Source organism: Vibrio sp. 10N.286.52.F8 (assembly GCF_041468745.1).
GTDB classification, from domain to species: domain Bacteria; phylum Pseudomonadota; class Gammaproteobacteria; order Enterobacterales; family Vibrionaceae; genus Vibrio; species Vibrio crassostreae_C.
Window position 1 is genome coordinate 118,052 of record NZ_JBFRJF010000010.1, and the last position, 21,668, is coordinate 139,719.

Below are 21,668 nucleotides of genomic sequence, written 5' to 3' on the forward strand. Positions count from 1 at the left end.
AACGCTGCACCGTGAGTACAGCGTTTTTCCGGAAAGAAAAGAATATGGAAAATTAAACTTCCATCAACTCTTTTTCTTTAACAGCTAGAACTTCGTCTACGTTCTTAACCGCAGCGTCAGTTAGCTTTTGAATTTCGTCTTGTGCTTTACGATCTTCATCTTCAGAGATTTCTTTATCTTTAAGAAGTGCTTTTAGATCGCCATTCGCGTCACGACGGATGTTACGGATAGCAACACGGCCACCTTCAGCTTCGCCACGAACGATTTTAACTAGGTCTTTACGACGCTCTTCCGTTAGCGGTGGAAGTGGAACACGGATAACCGTACCAGCAGACATAGGGTTTAGGCCTAGGTCAGATGTCAGGATTGCTTTTTCAACTAGAGGAGTCAGTGTTTTATCAAACACTGTAATAGCTAGTGTACGTGCATCTTCAGCGATAACGTTAGCTACTTGAGTCAAAGGCGTTGGAGCACCGTAGTACTCAACAGTAAGACCAGAAAGTAGGCTCGGGTGCGCACGGCCTGTACGAATCTTTTGCAGGCTGTTTTTTAGTGCATCAACACTTTTTACCATGCGCTCTTGAGCGTCTTTTTTGATTTCGTTAATCACAATTTCACCTTGATTATGTTCTTTCTTCAAGAAAGCTTTTTATTTGGAGTGATAAGGATAAGCTTACCAAGGTACAACACCTCAGTAAGCCCGAAAAATTAGTCAGCGTCGCTGATTAATGTACCTTCATTTTCACCCATAACCACGCGACGTAGTGCGCCTGGTTTATTCATGTTAAATACACGGATTGGCATTTTGTGATCACGTGCTAGCGTAAATGCAGCCAAGTCCATTACTTTAAGTTCTTTATCAAGAACCGTGTTGTAAGACAACGTATCATACAACTCTGCGTCTGGGTTTGCTACAGGGTCAGAAGTAAATACACCATCTACTTTTGTCGCTTTTAGAACTACGTCAGCTTCGATTTCGATACCACGTAGACATGCAGCAGAATCCGTAGTGAAGAATGGGTTACCCGTACCAGCAGAGAAGATCACAACGCGACCTTGACGTAGTTGGCTGATTGCATCTGCCCAGTTGTAGTCGTCACACACACCTTTAAGAGGGATTGCAGACATTACACGTGCGTTTACGTAAGCACGGTGAAGAGCGTCACGCATTGCAAGGCCGTTCATTACCGTTGCAAGCATACCCATGTGGTCACCAACAACGCGGTTCATGCCAGCTTCAGCAAGACCAGCACCACGGAACAAGTTACCGCCACCGATAACAACACCAACTTGAACGCCTAGTTCAACCAATTCTTTTACTTCTTGAGCCATACGATCAAGGATCGTTGGGTCAATACCAAAACCTTCTTCGCCTTGTAGCGCTTCACCGCTAAGTTTTAACAGAATACGTTGATACACTGGTTTAGGGTTCGTAGTCATGGAGTTTACCTTCCAAAGAGTTGATGATTAACAGTCATGGATAAAAACTGAAGAGCTCAGTTTGCATTCATAACAGCTAAAAGTCGGAAATAATTCATTATTCATAAAAAGACCGCAGCATTTGCCACGGTCTTTTTCAAACAATACGCTAAGGATTAACCTTTTTGTACCGCAGCAACTTCGTCAGCGAAGCTCATTTCAGCCGCTTTCTCGATGCCTTCACCAACTTCTAGACGTACGAAGTCAGATACTGAAGCGCCTTTCTCTTTCAGGATAGCGCCAACAGTTTGCTTAGGCTCCATGATGAAAGCTTGACCAGTTAGAGAGATTTCGCCCGTGAATTTCTTCATACGGCCAACAACCATTTTCTCTGCGATTTCAGCTGGTTTGCCTTCGTTCATAGCGATTTCAACTTGAACTGCTTTTTCTTTCTCAACTACGTCTGCAGGTACGTCTTCTGGGTTTAGGAACTCAGGACGTGATGCAGCAACGTGCATTGCAACGTGCTTAAGCGTTTCAGCTTCGCCTTCACCAGCAACAACAACACCGATTTTCTCGCCGTGACGGTAAGAAGCTAGTGCAACACCTTCAACGAATTGTACGCGACGGATGTTGATGTTTTCACCGATCTTAGTTACTAGTGCAATACGCGCTTCTTCAAATTTAGCTTGAAGAGCAGCGATTTCTAGACGTTCTGCTAGAGCAACTTCAGCAACTTCGTTAGCGAATGCAAGGAAACCTGCATCTTTAGCTACGAAATCAGTTTGGCAGTTAACTTCAAGAAGAGCAGCTGCGCCGTTTGCTTCTTTGATGATGATTGCGCCTTCAGCAGCAACGTTACCAGCTTTTTTAGCTGCTTTCGCTGCGCCAGATTTACGCATGTTTTCAATTGCTAGCTCGATGTCGCCTTCAGCAGCAACAAGTGCTTTTTTACATTCCATCATGCCCGCAGCTGTGCGTTCACGAAGTTCTTTAACTAGAGCTGCAGTTACAGTTGCCATTCTCTATTCCTCAGTAAATTCTAAAAAAGATAAAAAACAGGGGCCTAATTAATTGGCCCCTGATATTGACTGTATTCAGTCCGTTAAGCCACCGATTATGACCGCTTAATATGAACTAAATATGGCTCAGAGCCGCTATTATTCAGCTTCTACAAAACCGTCTTTTTCAGCAGCTACAGCAGCAACATCTTTGTTACGACCTTCTTTAACCGCGTCTGCAGCAGCGTTTAGGTAAAGCTGTACTGCACGGATTGCATCATCGTTACCTGGGATAACGAAGTCAACGCCGTCTGGGTTAGAGTTAGTATCAACTACAGCGTAAACTGGGATACCTAGGTTGTTTGCTTCTTTAACTGCGATGTGTTCGTGATCAGCATCGATTACGAATAGAGCGTCTGGAAGGCCGCCCATGTTCTTAATACCACCAAGAGATTTCTCTAGCTTCTCCATTTCACGAGTACGCATTAGAGCTTCTTTCTTAGTAAGCTTGTCGAAAGTACCGTCTTGAGCTTGCGCTTCAAGTTCTTTCAGACGCTTGATAGACTGACGAACAGTTTTGTAGTTCGTTAGCATACCGCCTAACCAGCGGTTGTTAACGTAGAACTGGTTGCTGTTGATAGCAGCTTCTTTAACAGCTTCAGATGCAGCGCGCTTAGTACCAACAAAAAGAACTTTACCTTTCTTCTCGCCAACTTTAGCAATTTCAGCTAGAGCGTCGTTGAACATTGGTACAGTTTTTTCTAGGTTGATGATATGTACTTTGTTACGAGCACCAAAGATGAATGGCTTCATTTTTGGGTTCCAGTAACGAGTTTGGTGACCGAAGTGAACACCAGCTTTAAGCATATCGCGCATTGATACAGTTGCCATTTTAAAATCCTCTATGGGGTTAGGCCTCCACATCCCCCATGAATCCGACCCCTAACAACTAACCACTTTTCAGCCGTTATCTATGTTGTTGAGGCACCCCGGAACATGTGTCGGAATGTGTGTGATTTAAAGAAATAAGTTAGTGGACACAAAGCTTGTTTCGCCAATTGGAGAAAACAGTCCTGATGTCCGGCGCGCTTTATACCATATTTTGTCTATCTATGGCTAGAAAAAATTCTAAAAATGGCGACTGCTATACTGATCCCTATCGGCGAATTTCACCTATAAATAGTGTCGCTATTCATTCACTTCTGTCTCAATAAATTGATCACGATTCACTCACGTTGAGCAGTATCCACCAGCAATGTATGGGCATGGGAATGTTGCGCTAAATTGCTGCACTGATAGAATAGCCCCAATATGCACACTTAGGTGCTACCAAATTAAGAGATATGCAATGGCTGTAAAAATTAAAACTGCTGAAGAAATTGAAAAAATGCGCGTCGCCGGCAAGCTGGCCGCTGACATTATTGAGATGATCGAACCTCACATCCAAGTGGGTACCACGACGGAAGAGCTCAATACGCTTTGTCATGAGTACGCTCTAGAAAGAGGTGCATACTCTGCGCCACTCGATTACCACGGTTTCCCTAAGTCTATCTGTACGTCTATCAATCATATTGTGTGTCACGGCATTCCCGCGTCACAAGACGAAACGGGTAGCACAGGTCAATTCAAACCTGCGGTACTCAAAGATGGCGACATTCTGAACGTTGATATCACAGTTATCATCCCTGATGACGCAAATGCCGATCTTAGTACTCGCCCTCAAGGCTACCACGGTGACACCTCTAAGATGTTCCTAGTGGGTGAGGTTTCACCTGCAAACAAGCGTCTGTGCATGGTTGCTCAAGAAGCACTTTACGAAGGCATGCGCCAAGTTAAGCCAGGTGTTCAACTTGGTCAAATCGGTACTGCTATCGAGAAGTACATCAAAACAAACAACAAGAACAACCCACGCGCTAAGTTCTCTATTGTTAAAGATTACTGTGGTCACGGCATTGGTTCTGAATTCCACGAAGATCCACAAGTAGTTCACTACAAGAACAGCGATCGCACCGTGCTAAAAGCAGGCATGTGCTTCACTATCGAGCCAATGATCAACGCGGGTAAGTTTGGCTGTCGTCTTGATGACGAAGATAGCTGGACAGTATACACAGCAGACAGCAAGAACTCGGCTCAATGGGAGCACACTCTGGTTGTAACTGATACTGGTTGTGAAGTACTAACACTGCGCAGCGATGATACAATCCCACGTATCATGAAGAACGCTTAGTTCACCGAACTGAGCGCATCAGCCTTTTAAAAATATCCTCGCATTGTCGAGGATATTTTTTATCCACTCAATTTCGATTTTCCATCAGCTTCTGTTAAATTGTTTACTATTCTCATTTGCTTGCACGGATAGCAGACTATGCCTTATCAATGCCCTCTTACGTTCAATGACGAACAAATTGAAATCTGCGAATTAAAAAATCAGCTCGAGATCTTCACGCAGTATCAAAAAAATGAATTTCTGAACCACCATCCCGTCACCGATTTGGTTCTACTGCGCTCCGAATACATGGATTTACTTCTCAATCGTTTGTGGGAAAATTTCGGATTCAACAAACTGCCTCATATTTCACTTGTCGCAGTGGGTGGTTATGGTCGTGGCGAACTGCATCCTTTGTCTGACATTGATATTCTCATTGTCTCGCAAAAAACACTACCACCAGCTCTTGGTGAAAAGGTCAGTCAATTCATTACTCTACTTTGGGATTTAAAGCTCGAAGTTGGCCATGCTGTGCGAACTATTACTGAGTGTCTCGATATCGGCATCGATGATTTAACCGTCGCGACCAACCTACAAGAGTCGCGATTGTTATGTGGTAGTGAAGACACTTTCCAAGAACTAAAACTGAAGATTCATTCCGATTCATTTTGGCCAAGTGAGACGTTTTACAAAGCCAAGATTCAAGAACAGAGAGAGCGTCATGCTCGCTACCACGACACCACCTATAATTTAGAACCGGACATCAAATCGACTCCGGGAGGGCTCAGAGACATCCATACCCTGAGCTGGGTTGCGCGTCGCCACTTCGGCGCGACCTCTTTGTTAGAGATGAGCAAATACGGCTTTCTGACCGATGCTGAATATCGTGAGCTCGTTGAGTGCCAAGATTTTTTATGGCGTGTTCGCTTTGCATTGCATATTGAACTGCGCCGTTACGACAACCGTTTAACGTTCGCGCATCAAGCTCAAGTCGCTGAACATCTGGGTTATACGGGTGAAGGAAACCGTGGTGTTGAGATGATGATGAAAGAGTTCTACCGAACCCTTCGTCGTGTTGCTGAACTGAATAAGATGCTGCTTAAGCTGTTCGATCAAGCGATCATCAATGGCGGTCAAACCCAAGACGCTGAAATTCTCGATAGTGATTTCCAACGTCGAGGTTCGTTGATCGAAGCGCGCAAGCCTGCCCTATTCCAAGCAAGACCAGAAACCATTCTCGATATGTTCATCCATATCGCCAATGACTCGACTATCGAAGGGGTAAGTCCACCAACATTGCGACAACTGCGTACGGCACGCCGTCGATTGAACCGATTCCTGCATACCATTCCTGAAGCTCGTGACAAGTTCATGGATCTAGTTCGCCACCCTAATGCCCTACACAAAGCCTTTAGCTTAATGCACAAATTGGGCGTGCTCTCTGCGTACTTACCGCAGTGGAGCCAGATCGTTGGTCAGATGCAGTTTGACCTATTCCATGTTTACACCGTGGATGAGCACAGTATCCGCCTGCTCAAGCACATCAACCGCTTTGGTCAAATCGAAAACCACGATAAGCACCCTATCTGCTGTGAAGTCTATCCTCGAGTACAGAAGAAAGAGTTGCTGATCCTTGCCGCTATCTTCCATGACATCGGCAAAGGCCGCGGCGGAGACCACTCTGAGATAGGTGCGGTTGAGGCTTACTCTTTCTGTATTGAACACGGGCTATCGAAGCCTGAAGCCAAACAAGTCGCGTGGTTGGTACAAAATCACCTATTGATGTCAGTAACGGCTCAACGTCGTGATATCTACGACCCAGATGTGATCACCGAATTCGCCAAAAAAGTGCGTGATGAAGAATCACTCGAGCTACTGGTTTGTTTAACCGTTGCCGATATCTGTGCGACTAACCCTGAGCTATGGAACAGTTGGAAACGAACCCTGTTAGCTGAGCTGTTCCACTCAACGCAGCGAGCACTGCGCCGCGGCTTGGAAAACCCTGTCGATGTCAGAGACCGTATTCGTCACAACCAACAAATGGCATCAGCACTGCTGCGTAAAGAAGGCTTCACCGCTCGTGAGATTGAAGTGTTGTGGCAACGCTTTAAGGCCGATTATTTCTTGCGTCACACACATAAACAAATCGCTTGGCACTGTGAGCACTTACTTCGCCTAGAAGACCCAAGCCAACCGTTAGTGCTGATCAGTAAGAAAGCGACGCGCGGTGGCACAGAAGTGTTCGTTTATTGTAAAGACCAAGCAGCACTGTTTGCGACCGTGGTTGCCGAACTCGACAGACGTAACTTTAACGTTCATGACGCGCAGGTCATGGTTAGCAAAGATGGTCATGTTTTGGATACCTTTATCGTACTAGACCAGCACGGCGAAGCGATTGATGAAGCAAGACACAAAGCCGTTGCTAAACATCTGACTCATGTATTGACTGATGGCCGCCCGACTAAGATTAAGACGCGTCGCACGCCACGTAACTTGCAACACTTTAAGGTCAAAACCTTAGTTGAGTTCCTACCAACCAAGAGCAAGAAACGTACCTTGATGGAGTTAAGAGCTCTTGATACGCCGGGGTTATTGGCTCAAGTCGGTGCAACCTTTGCGGAGCTAGACATCAACTTGCACGGTGCCAAAATCACCACCATAGGTGAGCGAGCAGAGGATCTGTTTATTCTGACCAGTGAAGCGGGAGGAAGGCTGTCTGAAGAACAAGAACAGGCACTAAGAGAACGATTAACCGAGCACGTTTCTGAACTCGCACCTTAGAAAGCGAATTCAGTCTAAAAACAGGTTTAATAACCAAATAAGTGTGGGCAAAGATAGAGAGCGATCTTGCCCACAACTTACAATCAATTCACAGATATCAACTATCTAGCTCGTCGTTAGGCTGCTACATTGATCAAGTCAATTACATAAAAGTATTACATTCATAACCTAGAGGTCGCTTATGTATCCAAACCTCACTGGCTTAGGTATCCACGAACCTAAACAGATTGAACGTTACTCCCTTCGCCAAGAAGCGCACAAAGATATCCTGAAGATTTACTTTCGTAAGCAGAAAGGGGAACTGTTCGCGAAAAGCGTTAAATTTAAGTACCCACGACAAGTAAAAAGTGTGCTTGTTAGCGGTGGCAATAATCAATACAAAGAAGTGACAGAGATTAACCGCAACCTCACTCTTGTGATTGATGAACTCAACAAAATCACCAAACCGACGCCAACGGCTGAGGTGGATGTGAAGCACAAGATCCTTACCGACTTACGCCATCTAGAGAAAGTGGTATCAAGCAAGATAGCTGAGATCGAAGCTGATCTAGAAAAGCTAAAATGATCCCGCGACTAACTATTACTGTTAACTAACCAACATTAGTTATGCCGTTAAGGTTATACAGATACAAAAAGGGCTGATATCACTATCAGCCCTTTGTTTTTTATTCTATTTTCTCTATTCACTTAGACTGGAGATTGCCTAAACACGCGAGACTTACTTAGACAAGCAAGTTTGAGCATCGATTAAGTTAGTATCCCACTCAAAGGTTTCAAACAACCTTAGCCAAGTTTCATCAAGGTTGGCCTTCATCACCAACTCTTCTTTTGTGAAAGGATGGATAAAGCGAAGCTCAGAAGCGTGCAACAACAAACGATGCGAATCTAAATCATCACGGAACAGTCGATTGTGCTTACCATCACCATGTGAAGTATCACCGACAATCGGATGTCTTAGATGAGCCATGTGACGACGCAGCTGATGTTTGCGACCTGTCTTTGGCATCATCTCAACCAAGCAGTAGCGGCTCGTAGGAAAGCGTCCTGTTGAATATGGCACTTCTACTTTTGCTAGCGGTTCATAGACTGTCACTGCCTCTTGCGCTTCTTTGTCTTCTTTCGCGAACTTATCTGCGATCTTATCCAGCTCAACCTTAAGTGCATAATCGAGCGTATCGCCCTCTTCTATCCAACCACGGACAATCGCATGATAGGTTTTTTGCATCTCATGATTAGCGAACATTGGCATCACCTGTGAAGCAACCTCACTCGACAACGCAAACACCAACACACCCGATGTCGGTCTGTCTAAGCGGTGTAATGGAAATACATGCTGACCAATTTGATCGCGCAATGTCTGCATAACAAATTGCGTTTCGTGTTTATCCAACCATGAACGATGCACTAGCATGCCAGCGGGCTTATTCACCGCGACAAAGTACTCATCTTGATAAATGATCTCTAACATTACGCACATACCTCATCAATGCTCTGAATTGTCACTAGCAGTTCGACTTTGTCTGCCTCATTTTTCCACACTTCACCAAAATAAGGATGGATAGCAAAGCCTTTCGGTAGGCTCATTTGGGCATCCATCATTGCGTTGATCTTAACGATAAAGATCCACTGCAACCACTCTTCCGGTTGTAACGAATCAATCCCGAAAGGTTCAACGCTCGCCAGAGCTTCATCCGAAGGCGGAAGCGTGCTCCATAGCGAACATTGGCGCATTTGTTCTTCTAGTTGTTGAAGTAAAAGAGGTAACTTTGTGGCTGCTGTCATTTTTCACCAAGTTATTTATCTAGTGACCTTGAAATTGGGGCATAGAGTACCATCTATTTAGGAAAGAAAGTTAGGAGCTTTATTACTATGGAAACGATTCACACGCTCACTCAGTTACTAAAGAATAGCGGTTGCCAGTACGATATCTACGACCTAGGTCGCCGTATTCAGAAGATCGACAACACCTTATTCTCTGATGTTGAGCAAGGGAAACAGCCGTACCCATTTCCACTTCAGAAACAAGCTCACTTAGCGATTAGTTACTGGAACGAACACAAGCAACCTTGGATCTGGTTCCTAAAATTCAAACTGGACGAAAGAGGCCTATTACATCAAGGTGATGTCGGCAATTTCCTTAAGTTTGTTATCGAAGCGATGGGCACACGTTTGAACGGTGAGATCAGCGAAGAGCAACAACAAAAGCTGTCAAACAACCCATATACCTTCAAGCCTTCAGAAGACAAAATGGCCGTGTTCCATAGCCAAGTAAGAGCAGGTTTAGACCTTGCAACGAGCCAATACTACGAACACGCTCAACACTACTTCACAGGCGATCTAGGCTGGGACAACTGGAAAACCGTTGGCCTACAAGGCATCACTGATATGTGTGCTCGTTTAGGCAGCCAACAAAATGGTGTCGCGATTCGCAAAGCATTGAATAAGCTGCCTTCAGAACCTCTATACGCGACTCTCGGGGCGCTTGAGCATACGCAAATCAATGACAAGCTCGCTCAACGCTTACAAGAAATGGCAGAGAATGAGATTAACAGTCAAGAGCCAGATCTGTTCTTACTGTCAGCACTGGTACGTGCCCTTTCTGGCGCAGAGCAAAGCACAACCAACGCCGTAATTAACCAAGTTCTGGCTAGCCCGCGCTTAAGCCACCAAGAAGTATTGATTGGTTTGGCTGGTCGCAGCTGGCACGCACTGCAAGATCCTGCGATTGCTGAGCAGTTCTTGCTGCGTCTCGCACAAACGGGCAACCAAAACTTGTTCAATCAGTTATTTGCAGATTTAGTGATGATTCCGACACTGAGAATGGTATTTTTACCATTATTGAACTCGAACCCATCACCAGAACTCGCCAATGCACTTGTAGAATTACAACAAGCGGCTAAGTCGCAATAGATACCAGACAGAACAGCTCAGTAGCTCATAACAAAAAGCTCAAATCACGAACGGAATAGAGAAATAAAAGGAAGTATGGATTAAATGATAGATAACTTATTGGCTATTTTGATGCTGTGCTTCTTTTGCTTTCTGTTTTGGCAACAGCGCAGGCAATCCGAGCTTGCGAAAGCTGCCATTGCGAGAAAATGTAAAGAGCTCGACTTACAGCTATTAAGTGTTGCCTTTAGTGGTCATAAACTTAAGATGCGCCATGAGCTGACCACCATTTGGCGCTGGCACACCGTGTATCAATTTGAGTTTTCAGCGTTAGGTGATGACCTGTACCAAGGGAAACTGACCATGGTGGGCTTCCGTTCTATGCGGTTTGAGCTACAGCCTCATAGAATGTAACGTCGCAATTCGCGGTATAACTATATTCATGATAAGGGCCAAACTGATCTTGTTTGGTCTCTTTAAATGCAAAGCCTAACTTTTCAAGTAACTTAATTGATGGGTTATGACCAACATTAACGGTCGCGACAACATTCGTTAGGTGTTCTTCAAAACAAACCAAACTAAAGAAAGGTTTTAGCACTTCACTAGCAAGGCCTTGATTCCAAAACTCCTTGTCCAGAATAAATCCCAGTTCATGCTTCCCTTCTTCAGACGAAACAAACAAATGCCCGAGGTATTCGCGGGTTTGGTTGTGGATAATGGCTCGGCAAAAACCAACGTTGTCGTTCAGTATTTCTTGAAATAGGTGTTTTGCAGAGGCAATAGAATGCGGCCCGTTCATTTCAGCACGATTGATGGGGCAGCAATTCAACTTGATAAAGTCATGTTCTAACTGCTCGGTATAAGGTACCAACAGCGTTCTTGAGGTTGCTATCGTCATAAAACACTCCTTGTGTTGACCATTAGCAGAAAAGCAGATGTCGCGTGCTTAGATAAAAGCTCCTGAATTAAAGAGAGCCCCTAGATAGAGAAAAAGCCTTAGGAAAAGAAAAGCCCCGACACCGAAGTGTCAGGGCTAGGGTCTTACTCGCAGCAGTCCGGCTACTAATTAATGCTCCATGCATCATCCATAATAGTGGCTGTAATCCTTCAGCTCTTTCCTTTACTTCGCCGTCCTAGCGGTGTCCAATCATCCTGAAAGCTAACAATCCTAGTTAGCGCACATCACTTGTTCCGTGAGCGGTGTCCTTTACATCGTCCTGATGCTAATCCAACCCTTTAATCCTAAAGGTGTCCATTGTCATTCCGTTGCAGCTAACTTCCTGTTAACTGACTGTATCCCTACAATGTCCTTACGCTCCATGCTTGATCACTCAATCCTAAGTAACCAAATCTTCATCCTGAAGATAACCAAATCCTTGGTGCTTTCCTGTTCCGTGTCAGAATCCTTCCGACAAGGTTTAATTTACGCGATTTAGGATTTCGGACAATAGATTTGCATCACATTTTGAATTCAAGAAAGTTGTTAATTATATAAAACAATTAAAATTCAACACCTTAACCATGTGAACATCAATCTCTCTAGCGATGTATTCGTGTTATCTCACAACCTTTGTAAGAGATCTCTCACAAGCCATGGGCGGTTTTATGATTCGCTATCATTCACCAGAGCGAGTAAAATGACTAAAGACTAAAAATGGAGATCAACATGCTGACAAAAGATGTTTCTGAAGAGTTGAAATCAGTGCTTGAAGGACTGCAAGCGCAAGGGAAAGAGCCGACAGTTGCTTTAGTTAAGGCTCGTATGAGCACATCCGTTCCGATGCCCGCTTTAATCACGACCATCAAGAGCTGGAAAAGCGCAAATCGTGTTCCTAAAGTTGAAGTCGCGACACAAGAAGAGCCAGCACTTGATCGTGTTAGCCAACTGGAAAAGCAAATCCTTGAACTCACTGCTCGCGTTGCCATGCTTGAAGCTAAACTAACTGATCAATAAGGCAACTGAGCAATAAGTTGACCGATAAATAAGCTAACAGAGAAATTAGAACACTATGAAGATATGGGTTGATGCGGACGCTTGTCCAAAGGTTATCCGAGAAACAATCGTACGCGCAGCTGAGCGCACAGGGGTTGAATGTACCTTTGTGGCAAACCATCTGGTTCCCGTTCCTAAACGCAATAACATTCACTCAATTCAAGTGCCAAGCGGGTTTGATATTGCTGATGATGAAATCGTAAAGCGCACTGAACCCGGCGATCTTGTGATTACATCCGATATCCCTCTGGCTGACGAAGTGATCACTAAAGGTGGGCAAGCACTCAGCTCTCGTGGTGAGCTTTACACCAAAGAGACCATTAAAGCGCGTCTGAACATTCGTGACTTTATGGATACCATGCGCTCAAGTGGCATCCAAACGGGTGGACCAAGTGCCCTTTCTCAAACCGACCGTCGTGAGTTTGCCAACCACTTAGATAGAATTCTAGCCAAACGCTAGCTGGCTCATCCGAGCTTAACCTAGTTCTATCTCTCCATAAAAAATCAAAAAACCTGCAAACAATGCAGGTTTTTTTAATATCAATTAGAAGAAGGTTTCCCCTACTCTACAACTAAGGCGTGTAGTACGTTGCAGCACCTGGACCTACTGGTAGGCCAAATACGAATACCCAAACGTAGAACATTAAGCTCCAACCAACCAAGAATACGATTGAGTATGGAAGCATAGTTGCAATCAGAGTACCGATACCTAGGTTCTTCATGTAACGCGTCGCTACAGCTAGGATAAGACCAAAGTAGCTCATCATTGGCGTAATGATGTTGGTTGTTGAATCACCGATACGGTAAGCCGCTTGAATCGTTTCAGGTGCGTAACCTACTAACATTAGCATTGGAACGAAGATTGGCGCTGTTACTGCCCACTGAGCAGAAGCTGAACCGATCATCAGGTTAATGAAGCCACACATTAGGATGAATGCGAAGAACAACATTGGACCCGTTAGGCCGATATCCTGTAGGAAAGTAGCACCTGCAACTGCGAATACTTGACCGAAGTTAGTCCACTTGAAGAAAGCAACAAACTGAGCAGCGAAGAACACAAGTACGATGTACATGCCCATTGAAGACATAGACTTAGACATTGCATTGATTACATCACGGTCTGTTTTCATTGTGCCGGTAACTTTACCGTAAACAAAACCAGGAACTGCGAAGAATACGAAGATGAACGCTACGATACTTTTCAGGAATGGAGAACCTGAAACCGTACCTGCTGCTGAACGTAGAACACCATCAGCTGGAACAATCGTCCAAGCAAGAAGCGCTGAAACCGCTAGCACTGCGATACCCGCAAACTTAAGGCCTTTCTTCTCAACGTCTGTTAGCTTGCCCATTGAATCATTTGATAAATCTTCAGACGCTTCTTCGTCGTTGTATTTACCCAGTTTTGGTTCAACAATCTTCTCAGTTACAAATGCACCTGTAATCGCGATGAAGAAAGTAGAAACAAACATGAAGTACCAGTTTGATTCAGGACCAACGTTGTAAGTCGGGTCAATCATTTGTGCTGCTGTTGTAGTAATACCAGAAAGCAGCGGGTCAACCGTACCGATTAGAAGGTTTGCAGAGTAACCACCAGATACACCAGCAAATGCTGCCGCTAGACCTGCTAATGGGTGACGACCCAAAGAGTGGAAAAGCATTGCTGCAAGCGGGATAAGTACTACATAGCCAAGCTCTGAAGCCGTGTTAGAGATAATACCTGCGAAAACTACGGTTACCGTAACCATGCGCTTAGATGCGCCCATTACCATGCCACGCATCGCCGCAGATAATAGACCTGAGTGCTCAGCAATCGCTACACCTAGCATTGCAACAAGCACGGTACCTAATGGCGCAAAGCCAACAAAGTTTGTCACTAGATTAGTAACAATGAGCTGTAAGCCTTCAGCATTAAGTAAGCTTACAACGTAGATCATGCCGTCAGCAGCACGACCTGGAGCACCTTCTGGACGAGGGTCCATAACAGACACATCAAAATATCCTGCTATACCTGAAGTAACTAGAATAGCGACACAGAAGATTGCGAAAAGAGTGATCGGGTGGGGTAATAGGTTCCCCAAATATTCAACACCATCGAGAAAACGGGTAAAAATAGGTTTTTTTGGTGCGTTGTTTTTTATTGAAGCAGATGAACTCATCTGTTCCCTCCTTGTGTAGTGATTCCTGTGCAATTGTGACAAAGATGTTCAAATTGCCAGCGAAGGGTACGCGACAAAAATATCAATTAGAAATTCAAAATGTTACAAAGTGTGTAACAAACGACGACTTTTAACTCTATTTGAACAATTAATTAGCAAATAAATCTATATTAAATACAAAAACTAGATTTATAATTTACAATAACGCATTCACTAGAAATATAACTCACAATATAACCCATTGATTCACTTGAAAATAAAATACATCGCACGTTAAATGCACACTCGATATCCGGTTAAGTTCCTCTCGAAGGAAAAGAAAAACAGACAAATGAATGAAGTTTGACTTTCCCCTCGTTTTTACACACATGTCACATCATATTGACGGTTATTTTTGAACCGCTTTAAATCTTGGATTGGATTTACAGATCACATAGTGACGCCCTCTACGCTTAACTATCTGGCAATCAGGGTGACGGCTTTTCGCACTTTTAAGTGATTTAACAACTTTCATTATTTAGCTCCCTTACCTAATTGACCAAAACGACGAGTGAAGTTCGCAACGCGTCCCTCTTTATGTAGCACTCGTTGTTTGCCCGTATAGAAAGGATGCGACTTTGGCGACACCTCAATCGTGAAGTAAGGGCAAGTATTGCCGACTTCCCATTCGATAGTACGGTCTGTTTTTAGCGTTGAGCCGATTAAGAAGTACTCATCGACACTGGTATCATGAAAAACCACGGGACGGTAATATGGATGGATATTCGGTTTCATTGTATTCCCCTTAAATAACCAACTTGATATGTTATAACACTACAAGTGACAATTGTTATCAAAAGAAAAACAAGCGATTTTATGATATTTTTCCGTCTTAATCGTAATCAGAGAACACCCAACTATGTACACAATTGAACCTGTTGGCTTTATTGAGTCTCCCTATAAAGAGAAGTTCGCAGTGCCAAGGCAACCTAGATTGGTACCCACATCCACCTCAAGAGTCAGGTTGGTTGATGCAGCAAACTGCCTTGAGTCTGTTCGTGATATAGAGCAATTTAGCCATGTTTGGTTACTATTTCTGTTCGACAAGAACCTTGAAGCAGGCTGGAAACCAACTGTGAGGCCACCTCGCCTTGGCGGGAATGAACGTATTGGTGTATTCGCGTCACGTGCCACATTCAGACCAAATGGAATTGGCATGTCTGCGGTTGAACTAAAAGGTGTGTCTCAAGAGAAAGGACAGACTTGGTTGGATCTCGGCAGCGTCGACTTAGTAGACGGTACACCGATCATCGACATCAAGCCTTATATCCCCTACTCAGATTCGATTCCGGATGCATTGGGAGGGTTCGCCGCCGACGAACCAGAAGTGCTCGACGTTAACTTTTCGCAGCAAGCGCAAAGTAAGCTCGTAAGCCATCCACAAGCGCGCCATATCATTCAGGTGATCAAAGAAGTATTAGGCCAAGATCCTCGCCCTGCCTATAAGAAAGGTAAGCCTGACAACAAGGAATATGCGGTAAATTTGTTCAATCTTAACGTGAAATTCGTGGTTGAAACGCTTTTCATCAATGTAACTGACATTGAACGCTTTTGAGATCCCAAATAGGCTGATATTATATGCGGCTATATCAGATTTGCTGTGGTTACGAACGACAGCAAGTTTTCTTTTATCAATGATGAAACGGATACCATAGAATGCGTACCAGTAACTACCTTCTTTCTACTCTGAAAGAGACTCCAAACGACGCAGAAGTTATCAGCCACCAGCTGATGCTACGTGCAGGTATGATCCGTAAGCTAGCTTCAGGTTTATATACTTGGCTACCTACTGGTCTACGTGTACTGCGTAAAGTCGAAAATATCGTTCGCCAAGAGATCGATAATGCAGGTGCCGTTGAAATCTTGATGCCCGTAGTTCAACCGTTTGAGCTTTGGGAAGAGACTGGCCGTTCTGAAAAGATGGGGCCTGAGCTACTTCGTTTCACAGACCGTCACTCTCGTCCATTTGTTCTTAGCCCAACAGCTGAAGAAGTGGTAACGAGTCTAGTACGTAACGAGATCAGCTCTTACAAACAGCTACCTCTAAATCTGTACCAAATCCAGACTAAATTCCGTGATGAGCGCCGCCCTCGTTTTGGCGTAATGCGTGCACGTGAATTCTCTATGATGGATGCGTACAGCTTTGATATCGACAAAGAAGGCTTAGAAAAGTCTTACCAAGCGATGCACGATGCTTACTGTAAAGCATTCGACCGTATGGGCCTTGAATACCGTCCAGTATTGGCAGACTCTGGCGCAATCGGCGGCAGCGGCTCTCAAGAGTTCCACGTTCTTGCTGAAAGCGGCGAAGACCTAATCGCATTCTCAACTGAGTCAGATTACGCAGCAAACATCGAAAAAGCAGAAGCACTTGCTCCTACTGAAGATGCAGCAGCACCAACTCAAGAGATGGAACTGGTTGATACACCAAATGCGAAAACTATCGCAGAATTGGTAGAGCAACACGGTCTAGCAATCGAGAAGACAGTTAAGACTCTATTCGTTAAAGCTTCTGATGAAGTAGACGCTGATATCATCGCGCTAATCATCCGTGGTGACCACGAACTGAACGAAGTGAAAGCAGAGAACCTTCCACAGGTTGCTTCTCCGCTAGAGATGGCTTCTGAAGAAGAAATCCGCGCACTTGTTGGTGCAGGTCCTGGTTCACTTGGACCTGTTGGCCTAGAGCTACCATTCATCGTTGACCGCTCTGTTGCTGTAATGAGCGACTTTGGCGCTGGTGCAAACGTAGATGGTAAGCACTACTTCGGCATCAACTGGGGTCGTGACGTTGAGCTTGCTCAAGTTGAAGACCTACGTAACGTAGTTGAAGGTGACCTTAGCCCATGTGGTCAAGGTACTATTCAGCTTAAGCGTGGTATCGAAGTTGGTCACATCTTCCAACTAGGTAATACTTACTCTAAAGCAATGAACTGTAACGTGCTTGGTCCTGATGGTAAGAGCGTAATCCTAGAAATGGGTTGTTACGGTATCGGTGTTTCACGTGTTGTTGCATCTGCTATCGAGCAAAACCACGATAAATTCGGTATCACTTGGCCAGACGCACTAGCGCCGTTCCAAGCTGCTATCGTACCAATGAACATGCACAAATCTGAGCGCGTTAAAGAAGCAGCTGAGAAGCTATACGCTGAATTAACAGCTATGGGTATCGAAGTTTTATTCGATGACCGTAAAGAGCGCCCTGGTGTTATGTTTAAAGATATCGAGCTTGTGGGTATCCCTCACACTATCGTTATCGGCGATCGCAGCATGGACGAAGGTAACTTCGAATACAAAAACCGTCGTACTGGTGATAAAGAAGCTATCGCAATGGACACGGTTATCGAGCACCTTAAGGCTCAACTAGCTTAGTAATCCGATTACTGACTAGATAAACATTGAAAGGCTGCCGTTAGGTGGCCTTTTTTGTGCCTGTCATTTCGCTTCAAACTCCCTTCTATTTATCAGTAGAGTAAATAACGTAAGTTAATCCCCTGTTCATCTTTAAATCCGTATATTGGTGTCATCAACTTTTTGGACATGCTCACCATTGGAGGTATCGATGGATATCAAAAGCTTACTGAACCAAGCACTTAAATCAGATCTCGTAAAACAAGGTACTCAGAAACTTTCACAAGGGTCTTCAAGTTTAAGTGGCCTTTCTCAAGGCAGCAATAGCAAGAGTAGCAGTAAAAGTACACTCGGAGCCTTCGGTGCAGGCGCAGTTGGCGGAGGACTGTTAGGTGCGTTAATGGGCTCTAAGAAGACTAAGAAAATGGGTAAGAAAGCGGCTGGGATTGGCGGCGCAGCAGCACTGGGCGCTTTGGCTTATAAAGTCTACAACGACTACCAATCCAAACAAGGCCAGACACCTAACGCCGAACAGGCTCAGTTTGATGAAAATGATGCAAACCACAGCGTGCTGATTCTACGATCGATGATTGCCGCGTCTAAAGCTGATGGCCATGTTGATGAAGAAGAGATGGCTAAGATAGAGCAAGCCGTCGAGAATATGGGCGCTGATTATCAACTGACTAAATTGGTCTCTGAAGAACTGCATAAGCCACTCGACCCAAGCGAAATCGCTCAACTGGCAACGTCACCTCAACAGGCGAGTGAGATCTACTTAGCCTCTTTGATTGTAGCCGACGAACAGAATTTCATGGAAAAGGCGTACCTGAAAGAGCTCGCGAAACAGCTCAATCTTGCTGATGAAGTCACCTATCAACTTGAACAACAAGTCTCTGGCTAATCGGCAAGTACCAAACGAAGCCGTAAAGAACGGCCTAAGCAGCGAGCTAACCAAGTGAGATATTGAGCAAGGACAAACTAACTCTGAACTTGATCAGATCCACTTTGTTTTTGCTTATCTCTATGTGTATATTGAGATCAGTTATCATTTGGTTAGGTATAAAAATGAAAGTATACGATTGTTGTGATTTGGTTCGTGAACTGTATTCTCAAATTGGCAGTGGCGACCAAGGCTATATCCCTAAAGCGATCACCTGCGCAGTAAAAACATTGAATGACCTTGCTGCCGATGAGTCTCTTCCTAAAGAAGCTCGTGAACGTGCAGCCTTTGCCGCTGCTAACTTACTGATTTCAGATTTCGAGGACTAATATGAACCTCGCTAACTTTGAAAAAATGGATCCAGTGATGTTGATGAGCATCGTCAACATGAAGCTTCGTGACGACTTCGGCGGTGATTTAGATCGAGTGGTCAACTTCTACGAAATCGACAAAGCAGCCTTAATCGCTAAGCTCGCGTCTGCTGGTTTTGAGTATCTTCCAGAAGCTAAACAGTTTCGATAGTCGTTTAAAAAATCTTCCTATTTAAAGACCAACCTCTGTGTTGGTCTTTTTTTGTTGGTGATACGTAATAAGGAAACACGCAGCAAACCCATTATAAATTATCTGTATGCACCTATACTTTTATATCTTAGAGTCAACGAACGCGCCTTGAACCAAAGCGTATTGTTGTATAGGCTACCTAAACTAGCATATAAAACTCATCACTCAACTTGATGATAGTGAAGGATTAACAATGAAAAGACTCGGACTTTTAGCCGTTATCGCAGCCGCACTCACCGCAGGTTGCGCTTCAAATACTCAGCAAGACAACTTTCGCGAAGCCTCTTTTGAGCTGTGTAATACTGAAGTCGATATTTACTCTGTAAGCCATGATGAACGAGTTCGCATCGTCTGCTCTGATGGCTCTAAATTCGCTTTGAACAGCGAAGATACGCTAGAAGTAATGCGTGATATCAACATCGACTACTGCGATGGCGAAGGCTTAGGCAAATTCAACGAGAGCCGCCACTATTACTCATTCAAGTGTAAGTCAGGCACCCTACTTAGCATCAAAAAGTAGAATCGACACTACCAAATACCAAAGGGTTAATGTGAAAGCATTAACCCTTTTTAATACCCGCTTTTCTTTACTCTTAATCCCAAATCCACCAGCCATCAGATACAAAAAATAGCTCCTTTAAAGAAGCCTCTAGTATCATTGCTTTTCAAAGTAGTTGTTTGAAATTCTAAGAGAGCACGCAGAGATTACGGGTGTAAGTGAGCATGCTCGACAACAATTTTAAAACTTCCAAGTACAAAAAAGGCCCCTATTAAGGAGCCTCTAGTATCAATATTTTTCAAAGTAGTTGTTTGAAATTCTAGGAGAGCACGCGGAGCTTACGAATGTAAGTGAGCATGCTCGACAACGTAATACCCAAAAAAACAAAAAAAGCTCCCAACAGGAGCCTTTCAAATCGTATTTTTCAATCAAATAGCTTTAGTTCAAGGAAAAGGCGCGGAGTTTACGAATGTAAATGAGCACCTTTGACACAGAAATTAAGCTATTTGAGCCAGAAAAATTAAGCGTAAACCGGTAGACGCTTACAGATCTCTAGTACTTTTGCTTTAGTCGCTTCGATAACAGACTCATCACCCATGTTATCTAGGATGTCACAGATCCAACCTGCTAGCTCTTTCGCGTCTGCTTCTGAGAAACCGCGACGAGTGATAGAAGGAGAACCGATACGGATACCTGAAGTAACGAATGGGCTACGTGGGTCGTTTGGTACTGAGTTCTTGTTTACAGTGATGTTTGCTGCACCTAGTGCTGCATCTGCTTCTTTACCTGTGATGTCTTTGTTGATTAGGTCAACTAGGAACAGGTGGTTCTCTGTAGAACCTGAAACGATGTTGTAACCACGAGCTAGGAATTCAGCAACCATTGCTTTTGCGTTAGCAACAACGCGTGCTTGGTATTCTTTGAACTCTGGCTCTAGAGCTTCTTTGAACGCTACTGCTTTACCAGCGATAACGTGCATTAGAGGACCACCTTGGCCGCCTGGGAATACTGCTGAGTTCAGCTTCTTGTAAAGATCTTCGCCTTCGTTAGAAAGGATTAGACCACCACGAGGACCCGCAAGCGTTTTGTGCGTCGTTGTAGTTACTACGTGAGCGTGTGGCACTGGGTTCGGGTAAACGCCTGCAGCGATTAGACCTGCTACGTGAGCCATATCTACGAACAGGTAAGCACCTACTTTGTCAGCGATTTCACGCATGCGCTTCCAATCACAGATTTGAGAGTAAGCAGAGAAACCACCGATGATCATCTTAGGCTTGTTCTCGATAGCCAGCTTTTCCATCTCTTCGTAATCGATTTGACCCGCTTCATCGATACCGTAAGGGATGATGTTGTAAAGCTTACCAGAGAAGTTTACTGGAGAACCGTGAGTTAGGTGACCACCGTGTGCTAGGCTCATACCTATAACCGTATCGCCTGCATTTAGTAGTGCCATGTATACAGCGTTATTTGCTTGAGAACCTGAGTGAGGCTGTACGTTTGCGTACTCTGCACCAAATAGTTCACATGCACGTTCAATTGCTAGAGTTTCAACTTTGTCTACGTACTCACAACCACCGTAGTAACGCTTGCCTGGGTAGCCTTCAGCGTATTTGTTTGTTAGCTGAGAACCTTGAGCTTCCATTACACGTGGGCTTGTGTAGTTTTCTGAAGCGATAAGTTCGATATGCTCTTCCTGACGAAGAGTTTCTTCTTGGATAGCTGCGAATAGATCCGCATCGTAATCAGCAATGTTCATGTCACGCTTAAGCATCTGTATCTCCTGACTCAGATTGTACTGAAAGTTTCAAAAAAACCACACAACGACCGAAA

Annotated in this window: 24 protein-coding genes; 13 read left to right on the forward strand and 11 right to left on the reverse strand. The window is 44.4% G+C overall.

The features are described 5' to 3' along the window. Nucleotides 1-52: 52 nt before the first annotated feature. From frr to rpsB, 4 genes are all read right to left on the reverse strand, one after another. The gene (gene frr / locus AB4133_RS04630; protein WP_017060741.1) at nucleotides 53-610 is read right to left on the reverse strand and encodes a ribosome recycling factor; all 558 of its coding nucleotides are present in this window, start codon (nucleotides 608-610) and stop codon (nucleotides 53-55) included. Nucleotides 611-708: 98 nt separating this feature from the next. Continuing rightward, nucleotides 709-1,440, reverse strand: a complete 732-nt coding sequence (gene pyrH, locus AB4133_RS04635; RefSeq protein WP_372224018.1) for a UMP kinase — start codon at nucleotides 1,438-1,440, stop codon at nucleotides 709-711. A 155-nt stretch (nucleotides 1,441-1,595) separates the two neighbouring features. Continuing rightward, nucleotides 1,596-2,441: a translation elongation factor Ts gene (tsf, locus tag AB4133_RS04640; RefSeq protein WP_010436487.1), complete on the reverse strand. Its 846-nt coding sequence runs from the start codon at nucleotides 2,439-2,441 to the stop codon at nucleotides 1,596-1,598. Nucleotides 2,442-2,579: 138 nt separating this feature from the next. Continuing rightward, complete coding sequence (gene rpsB / locus AB4133_RS04645; RefSeq protein ID WP_009847420.1) at nucleotides 2,580-3,311, reverse strand: 30S ribosomal protein S2; 732 nt, start codon at nucleotides 3,309-3,311, stop codon at nucleotides 2,580-2,582. Nucleotides 3,312-3,768: 457 nt separating this feature from the next. On the opposite strand from rpsB, the gene map reads away from it, so the two are divergent. From map to AB4133_RS04660, 3 genes are all read left to right on the forward strand, one after another. Beyond that, nucleotides 3,769-4,647: a type I methionyl aminopeptidase gene (map, locus tag AB4133_RS04650; RefSeq protein WP_017060743.1), complete on the forward strand. Its 879-nt coding sequence runs from the start codon at nucleotides 3,769-3,771 to the stop codon at nucleotides 4,645-4,647. A 138-nt stretch (nucleotides 4,648-4,785) separates the two neighbouring features. Beyond that, nucleotides 4,786-7,407 carry a bifunctional uridylyltransferase/uridylyl-removing protein GlnD gene (gene glnD / locus AB4133_RS04655; protein ID WP_372051862.1) on the forward strand — a complete coding sequence of 874 codons (2,622 nt, stop codon included), beginning with the start codon at nucleotides 4,786-4,788 and terminating at the stop codon, nucleotides 7,405-7,407. A gap of 181 nt (nucleotides 7,408-7,588) precedes the next feature. Beyond that, nucleotides 7,589-7,972 carry a DUF3461 family protein gene (locus AB4133_RS04660; RefSeq protein ID WP_372224019.1) on the forward strand — a complete coding sequence of 128 codons (384 nt, stop codon included), beginning with the start codon at nucleotides 7,589-7,591 and terminating at the stop codon, nucleotides 7,970-7,972. Nucleotides 7,973-8,125: 153 nt separating this feature from the next. Here the strand turns inward: AB4133_RS04660 and truC are convergent, their stop codons facing one another. Both truC and AB4133_RS04670 read right to left on the reverse strand, forming a co-directional pair. Beyond that, a complete protein-coding gene (gene truC, locus AB4133_RS04665; protein WP_017060745.1) occupies nucleotides 8,126-8,875 on the reverse strand; it encodes a tRNA pseudouridine(65) synthase TruC in 750 nt (249 codons plus the stop codon). Further along, nucleotides 8,875-9,189 (reverse strand): YqcC family protein, encoded by a 315-nt coding sequence (locus AB4133_RS04670; RefSeq protein WP_017063358.1) that lies wholly within the window; start codon nucleotides 9,187-9,189, stop codon nucleotides 8,875-8,877. Before AB4133_RS04670 ends, truC begins: the two co-directional genes overlap by 1 nt. A gap of 87 nt (nucleotides 9,190-9,276) precedes the next feature. On the opposite strand from AB4133_RS04670, the gene AB4133_RS04675 reads away from it, so the two are divergent. Both AB4133_RS04675 and AB4133_RS04680 read left to right on the forward strand, forming a co-directional pair. Further along, on the forward strand, nucleotides 9,277-10,317 hold the full coding sequence (locus tag AB4133_RS04675) for a DUF3549 family protein (protein ID WP_017060747.1): 1,041 nt from the start codon (nucleotides 9,277-9,279) through the stop codon (nucleotides 10,315-10,317). A gap of 84 nt (nucleotides 10,318-10,401) precedes the next feature. After that, the gene (locus AB4133_RS04680; RefSeq protein ID WP_017060748.1) at nucleotides 10,402-10,710 is read left to right on the forward strand and encodes a DUF3301 domain-containing protein; all 309 of its coding nucleotides are present in this window, start codon (nucleotides 10,402-10,404) and stop codon (nucleotides 10,708-10,710) included. Here the strand turns inward: AB4133_RS04680 and AB4133_RS04685 are convergent. Beyond that, complete coding sequence (locus AB4133_RS04685) at nucleotides 10,676-11,194, reverse strand: GNAT family N-acetyltransferase (RefSeq protein WP_372224020.1); 519 nt, start codon at nucleotides 11,192-11,194, stop codon at nucleotides 10,676-10,678. The genes AB4133_RS04680 and AB4133_RS04685 overlap by 35 nt on opposite strands. Nucleotides 11,195-11,962: 768 nt before the next feature. Here AB4133_RS04685 and AB4133_RS04690 point away from each other — a divergent pair. Both AB4133_RS04690 and AB4133_RS04695 read left to right on the forward strand, forming a co-directional pair. Then, entirely contained in the window at nucleotides 11,963-12,250 is a 288-nt protein-coding gene (locus AB4133_RS04690; RefSeq protein WP_017069390.1) for a hypothetical protein, read from the forward strand. Nucleotides 12,251-12,305: 55 nt separating this feature from the next. Continuing rightward, nucleotides 12,306-12,749 carry a YaiI/YqxD family protein gene (locus AB4133_RS04695; protein ID WP_017063355.1) on the forward strand — a complete coding sequence of 148 codons (444 nt, stop codon included), beginning with the start codon at nucleotides 12,306-12,308 and terminating at the stop codon, nucleotides 12,747-12,749. Between the two features lie 112 nt (nucleotides 12,750-12,861). Here the strand turns inward: AB4133_RS04695 and AB4133_RS04700 are convergent, their stop codons facing one another. The 3 genes from AB4133_RS04700 to AB4133_RS04710 form a co-directional block, all read right to left on the reverse strand. Then, nucleotides 12,862-14,448: an AbgT family transporter gene (locus tag AB4133_RS04700; protein WP_102394420.1), complete on the reverse strand. Its 1,587-nt coding sequence runs from the start codon at nucleotides 14,446-14,448 to the stop codon at nucleotides 12,862-12,864. Between the two features lie 388 nt (nucleotides 14,449-14,836). Then, nucleotides 14,837-14,962 carry a type B 50S ribosomal protein L36 gene (gene ykgO, locus AB4133_RS04705; RefSeq protein ID WP_010436457.1) on the reverse strand — a complete coding sequence of 42 codons (126 nt, stop codon included), beginning with the start codon at nucleotides 14,960-14,962 and terminating at the stop codon, nucleotides 14,837-14,839. Further along, nucleotides 14,962-15,222, reverse strand: coding sequence for a type B 50S ribosomal protein L31 (locus tag AB4133_RS04710; protein WP_372224021.1), 261 nt, complete (start codon nucleotides 15,220-15,222; stop codon nucleotides 14,962-14,964). The genes ykgO and AB4133_RS04710 overlap by 1 nt, the downstream gene beginning before the upstream one ends. 124 nt (nucleotides 15,223-15,346) lie before the next feature. Here AB4133_RS04710 and tsaA point away from each other — a divergent pair, with 124 nt between their 5' ends. The 6 genes from tsaA (at nucleotide 15,347) to AB4133_RS04740 (ending at nucleotide 19,859) form a co-directional block, all read left to right on the forward strand. Further along, nucleotides 15,347-16,042, forward strand: coding sequence for a tRNA (N6-threonylcarbamoyladenosine(37)-N6)-methyltransferase TrmO (gene tsaA, locus AB4133_RS04715; RefSeq protein ID WP_372224022.1), 696 nt, complete (start codon nucleotides 15,347-15,349; stop codon nucleotides 16,040-16,042). 101 nt (nucleotides 16,043-16,143) lie between these two features. Next, complete coding sequence (locus AB4133_RS04720; protein ID WP_017060753.1) at nucleotides 16,144-17,859, forward strand: proline--tRNA ligase; 1,716 nt, start codon at nucleotides 16,144-16,146, stop codon at nucleotides 17,857-17,859. A 190-nt stretch (nucleotides 17,860-18,049) separates the two neighbouring features. Further along, nucleotides 18,050-18,739 (forward strand): tellurite resistance TerB family protein, encoded by a 690-nt coding sequence (locus AB4133_RS04725; RefSeq protein WP_017060754.1) that lies wholly within the window; start codon nucleotides 18,050-18,052, stop codon nucleotides 18,737-18,739. Between the two features lie 164 nt (nucleotides 18,740-18,903). Then, complete coding sequence (locus tag AB4133_RS04730) at nucleotides 18,904-19,107, forward strand: YaeP family protein (RefSeq protein WP_008222923.1); 204 nt, start codon at nucleotides 18,904-18,906, stop codon at nucleotides 19,105-19,107. 1 nt (nucleotide 19,108) lies between these two features. After that, entirely contained in the window at nucleotides 19,109-19,300 is a 192-nt protein-coding gene (locus AB4133_RS04735; RefSeq protein WP_004738555.1) for a DUF4250 domain-containing protein, read from the forward strand. A 232-nt stretch (nucleotides 19,301-19,532) separates the two neighbouring features. Next, the gene (locus AB4133_RS04740; RefSeq protein WP_102320137.1) at nucleotides 19,533-19,859 is read left to right on the forward strand and encodes a hypothetical protein; all 327 of its coding nucleotides are present in this window, start codon (nucleotides 19,533-19,535) and stop codon (nucleotides 19,857-19,859) included. Nucleotides 19,860-20,358: 499 nt separating this feature from the next. Here the strand turns inward: AB4133_RS04740 and glyA are convergent, their stop codons facing one another. Continuing rightward, a complete protein-coding gene (gene glyA, locus AB4133_RS04745) occupies nucleotides 20,359-21,609 on the reverse strand; it encodes a serine hydroxymethyltransferase (RefSeq protein WP_372224023.1) in 1,251 nt (416 codons plus the stop codon). Between the last annotated feature and the right edge of the window lie 59 nt (nucleotides 21,610-21,668).

Excerpts from the sequence above, each read along its gene's own strand:
- AB4133_RS04725 (WP_017060754.1), top strand. The coding sequence starts at position 18,050 with ATGGATATCAAAAGCTTACTGAACCAAGCACTTAAATCAGATCTCGTA.
- AB4133_RS04730 (WP_008222923.1), top strand. The coding sequence starts at position 18,904 with ATGAAAGTATACGATTGTTGTGATTTGGTTCGTGAACTGTATTCTCAA.
- glnD (WP_372051862.1), top strand. The coding sequence starts at position 4,786 with ATGCCTTATCAATGCCCTCTTACGTTCAATGACGAACAAATTGAAATC.
- AB4133_RS04700 (WP_102394420.1), bottom strand. The coding sequence starts at position 14,448 with ATGAGTTCATCTGCTTCAATAAAAAACAACGCACCAAAAAAACCTATT.
- AB4133_RS04710 (WP_372224021.1), bottom strand. The coding sequence starts at position 15,222 with ATGAAACCGAATATCCATCCATATTACCGTCCCGTGGTTTTTCATGAT.
- AB4133_RS04670 (WP_017063358.1), bottom strand. The coding sequence starts at position 9,189 with ATGACAGCAGCCACAAAGTTACCTCTTTTACTTCAACAACTAGAAGAA.
- AB4133_RS04740 (WP_102320137.1), top strand. The coding sequence starts at position 19,533 with ATGAAAAGACTCGGACTTTTAGCCGTTATCGCAGCCGCACTCACCGCA.
- AB4133_RS04675 (WP_017060747.1), top strand. The coding sequence starts at position 9,277 with ATGGAAACGATTCACACGCTCACTCAGTTACTAAAGAATAGCGGTTGC.
- glyA (WP_372224023.1), bottom strand. The coding sequence starts at position 21,609 with ATGCTTAAGCGTGACATGAACATTGCTGATTACGATGCGGATCTATTC.
- AB4133_RS04735 (WP_004738555.1), top strand. The coding sequence starts at position 19,109 with ATGAACCTCGCTAACTTTGAAAAAATGGATCCAGTGATGTTGATGAGC.
- ykgO (WP_010436457.1), bottom strand. The coding sequence starts at position 14,962 with ATGAAAGTTGTTAAATCACTTAAAAGTGCGAAAAGCCGTCACCCTGAT.
- truC (WP_017060745.1), bottom strand. The coding sequence starts at position 8,875 with ATGTTAGAGATCATTTATCAAGATGAGTACTTTGTCGCGGTGAATAAG.
- map (WP_017060743.1), top strand. The coding sequence starts at position 3,769 with ATGGCTGTAAAAATTAAAACTGCTGAAGAAATTGAAAAAATGCGCGTC.
- tsaA (WP_372224022.1), top strand. The coding sequence starts at position 15,347 with ATGTACACAATTGAACCTGTTGGCTTTATTGAGTCTCCCTATAAAGAG.
- rpsB (WP_009847420.1), bottom strand. The coding sequence starts at position 3,311 with ATGGCAACTGTATCAATGCGCGATATGCTTAAAGCTGGTGTTCACTTC.
- AB4133_RS04695 (WP_017063355.1), top strand. The coding sequence starts at position 12,306 with ATGAAGATATGGGTTGATGCGGACGCTTGTCCAAAGGTTATCCGAGAA.
- AB4133_RS04720 (WP_017060753.1), top strand. The coding sequence starts at position 16,144 with ATGCGTACCAGTAACTACCTTCTTTCTACTCTGAAAGAGACTCCAAAC.
- pyrH (WP_372224018.1), bottom strand. The coding sequence starts at position 1,440 with ATGACTACGAACCCTAAACCAGTGTATCAACGTATTCTGTTAAAACTT.
- AB4133_RS04660 (WP_372224019.1), top strand. The coding sequence starts at position 7,589 with ATGTATCCAAACCTCACTGGCTTAGGTATCCACGAACCTAAACAGATT.
- AB4133_RS04680 (WP_017060748.1), top strand. The coding sequence starts at position 10,402 with ATGATAGATAACTTATTGGCTATTTTGATGCTGTGCTTCTTTTGCTTT.
- AB4133_RS04685 (WP_372224020.1), bottom strand. The coding sequence starts at position 11,194 with ATGACGATAGCAACCTCAAGAACGCTGTTGGTACCTTATACCGAGCAG.
- AB4133_RS04690 (WP_017069390.1), top strand. The coding sequence starts at position 11,963 with ATGCTGACAAAAGATGTTTCTGAAGAGTTGAAATCAGTGCTTGAAGGA.
- tsf (WP_010436487.1), bottom strand. The coding sequence starts at position 2,441 with ATGGCAACTGTAACTGCAGCTCTAGTTAAAGAACTTCGTGAACGCACA.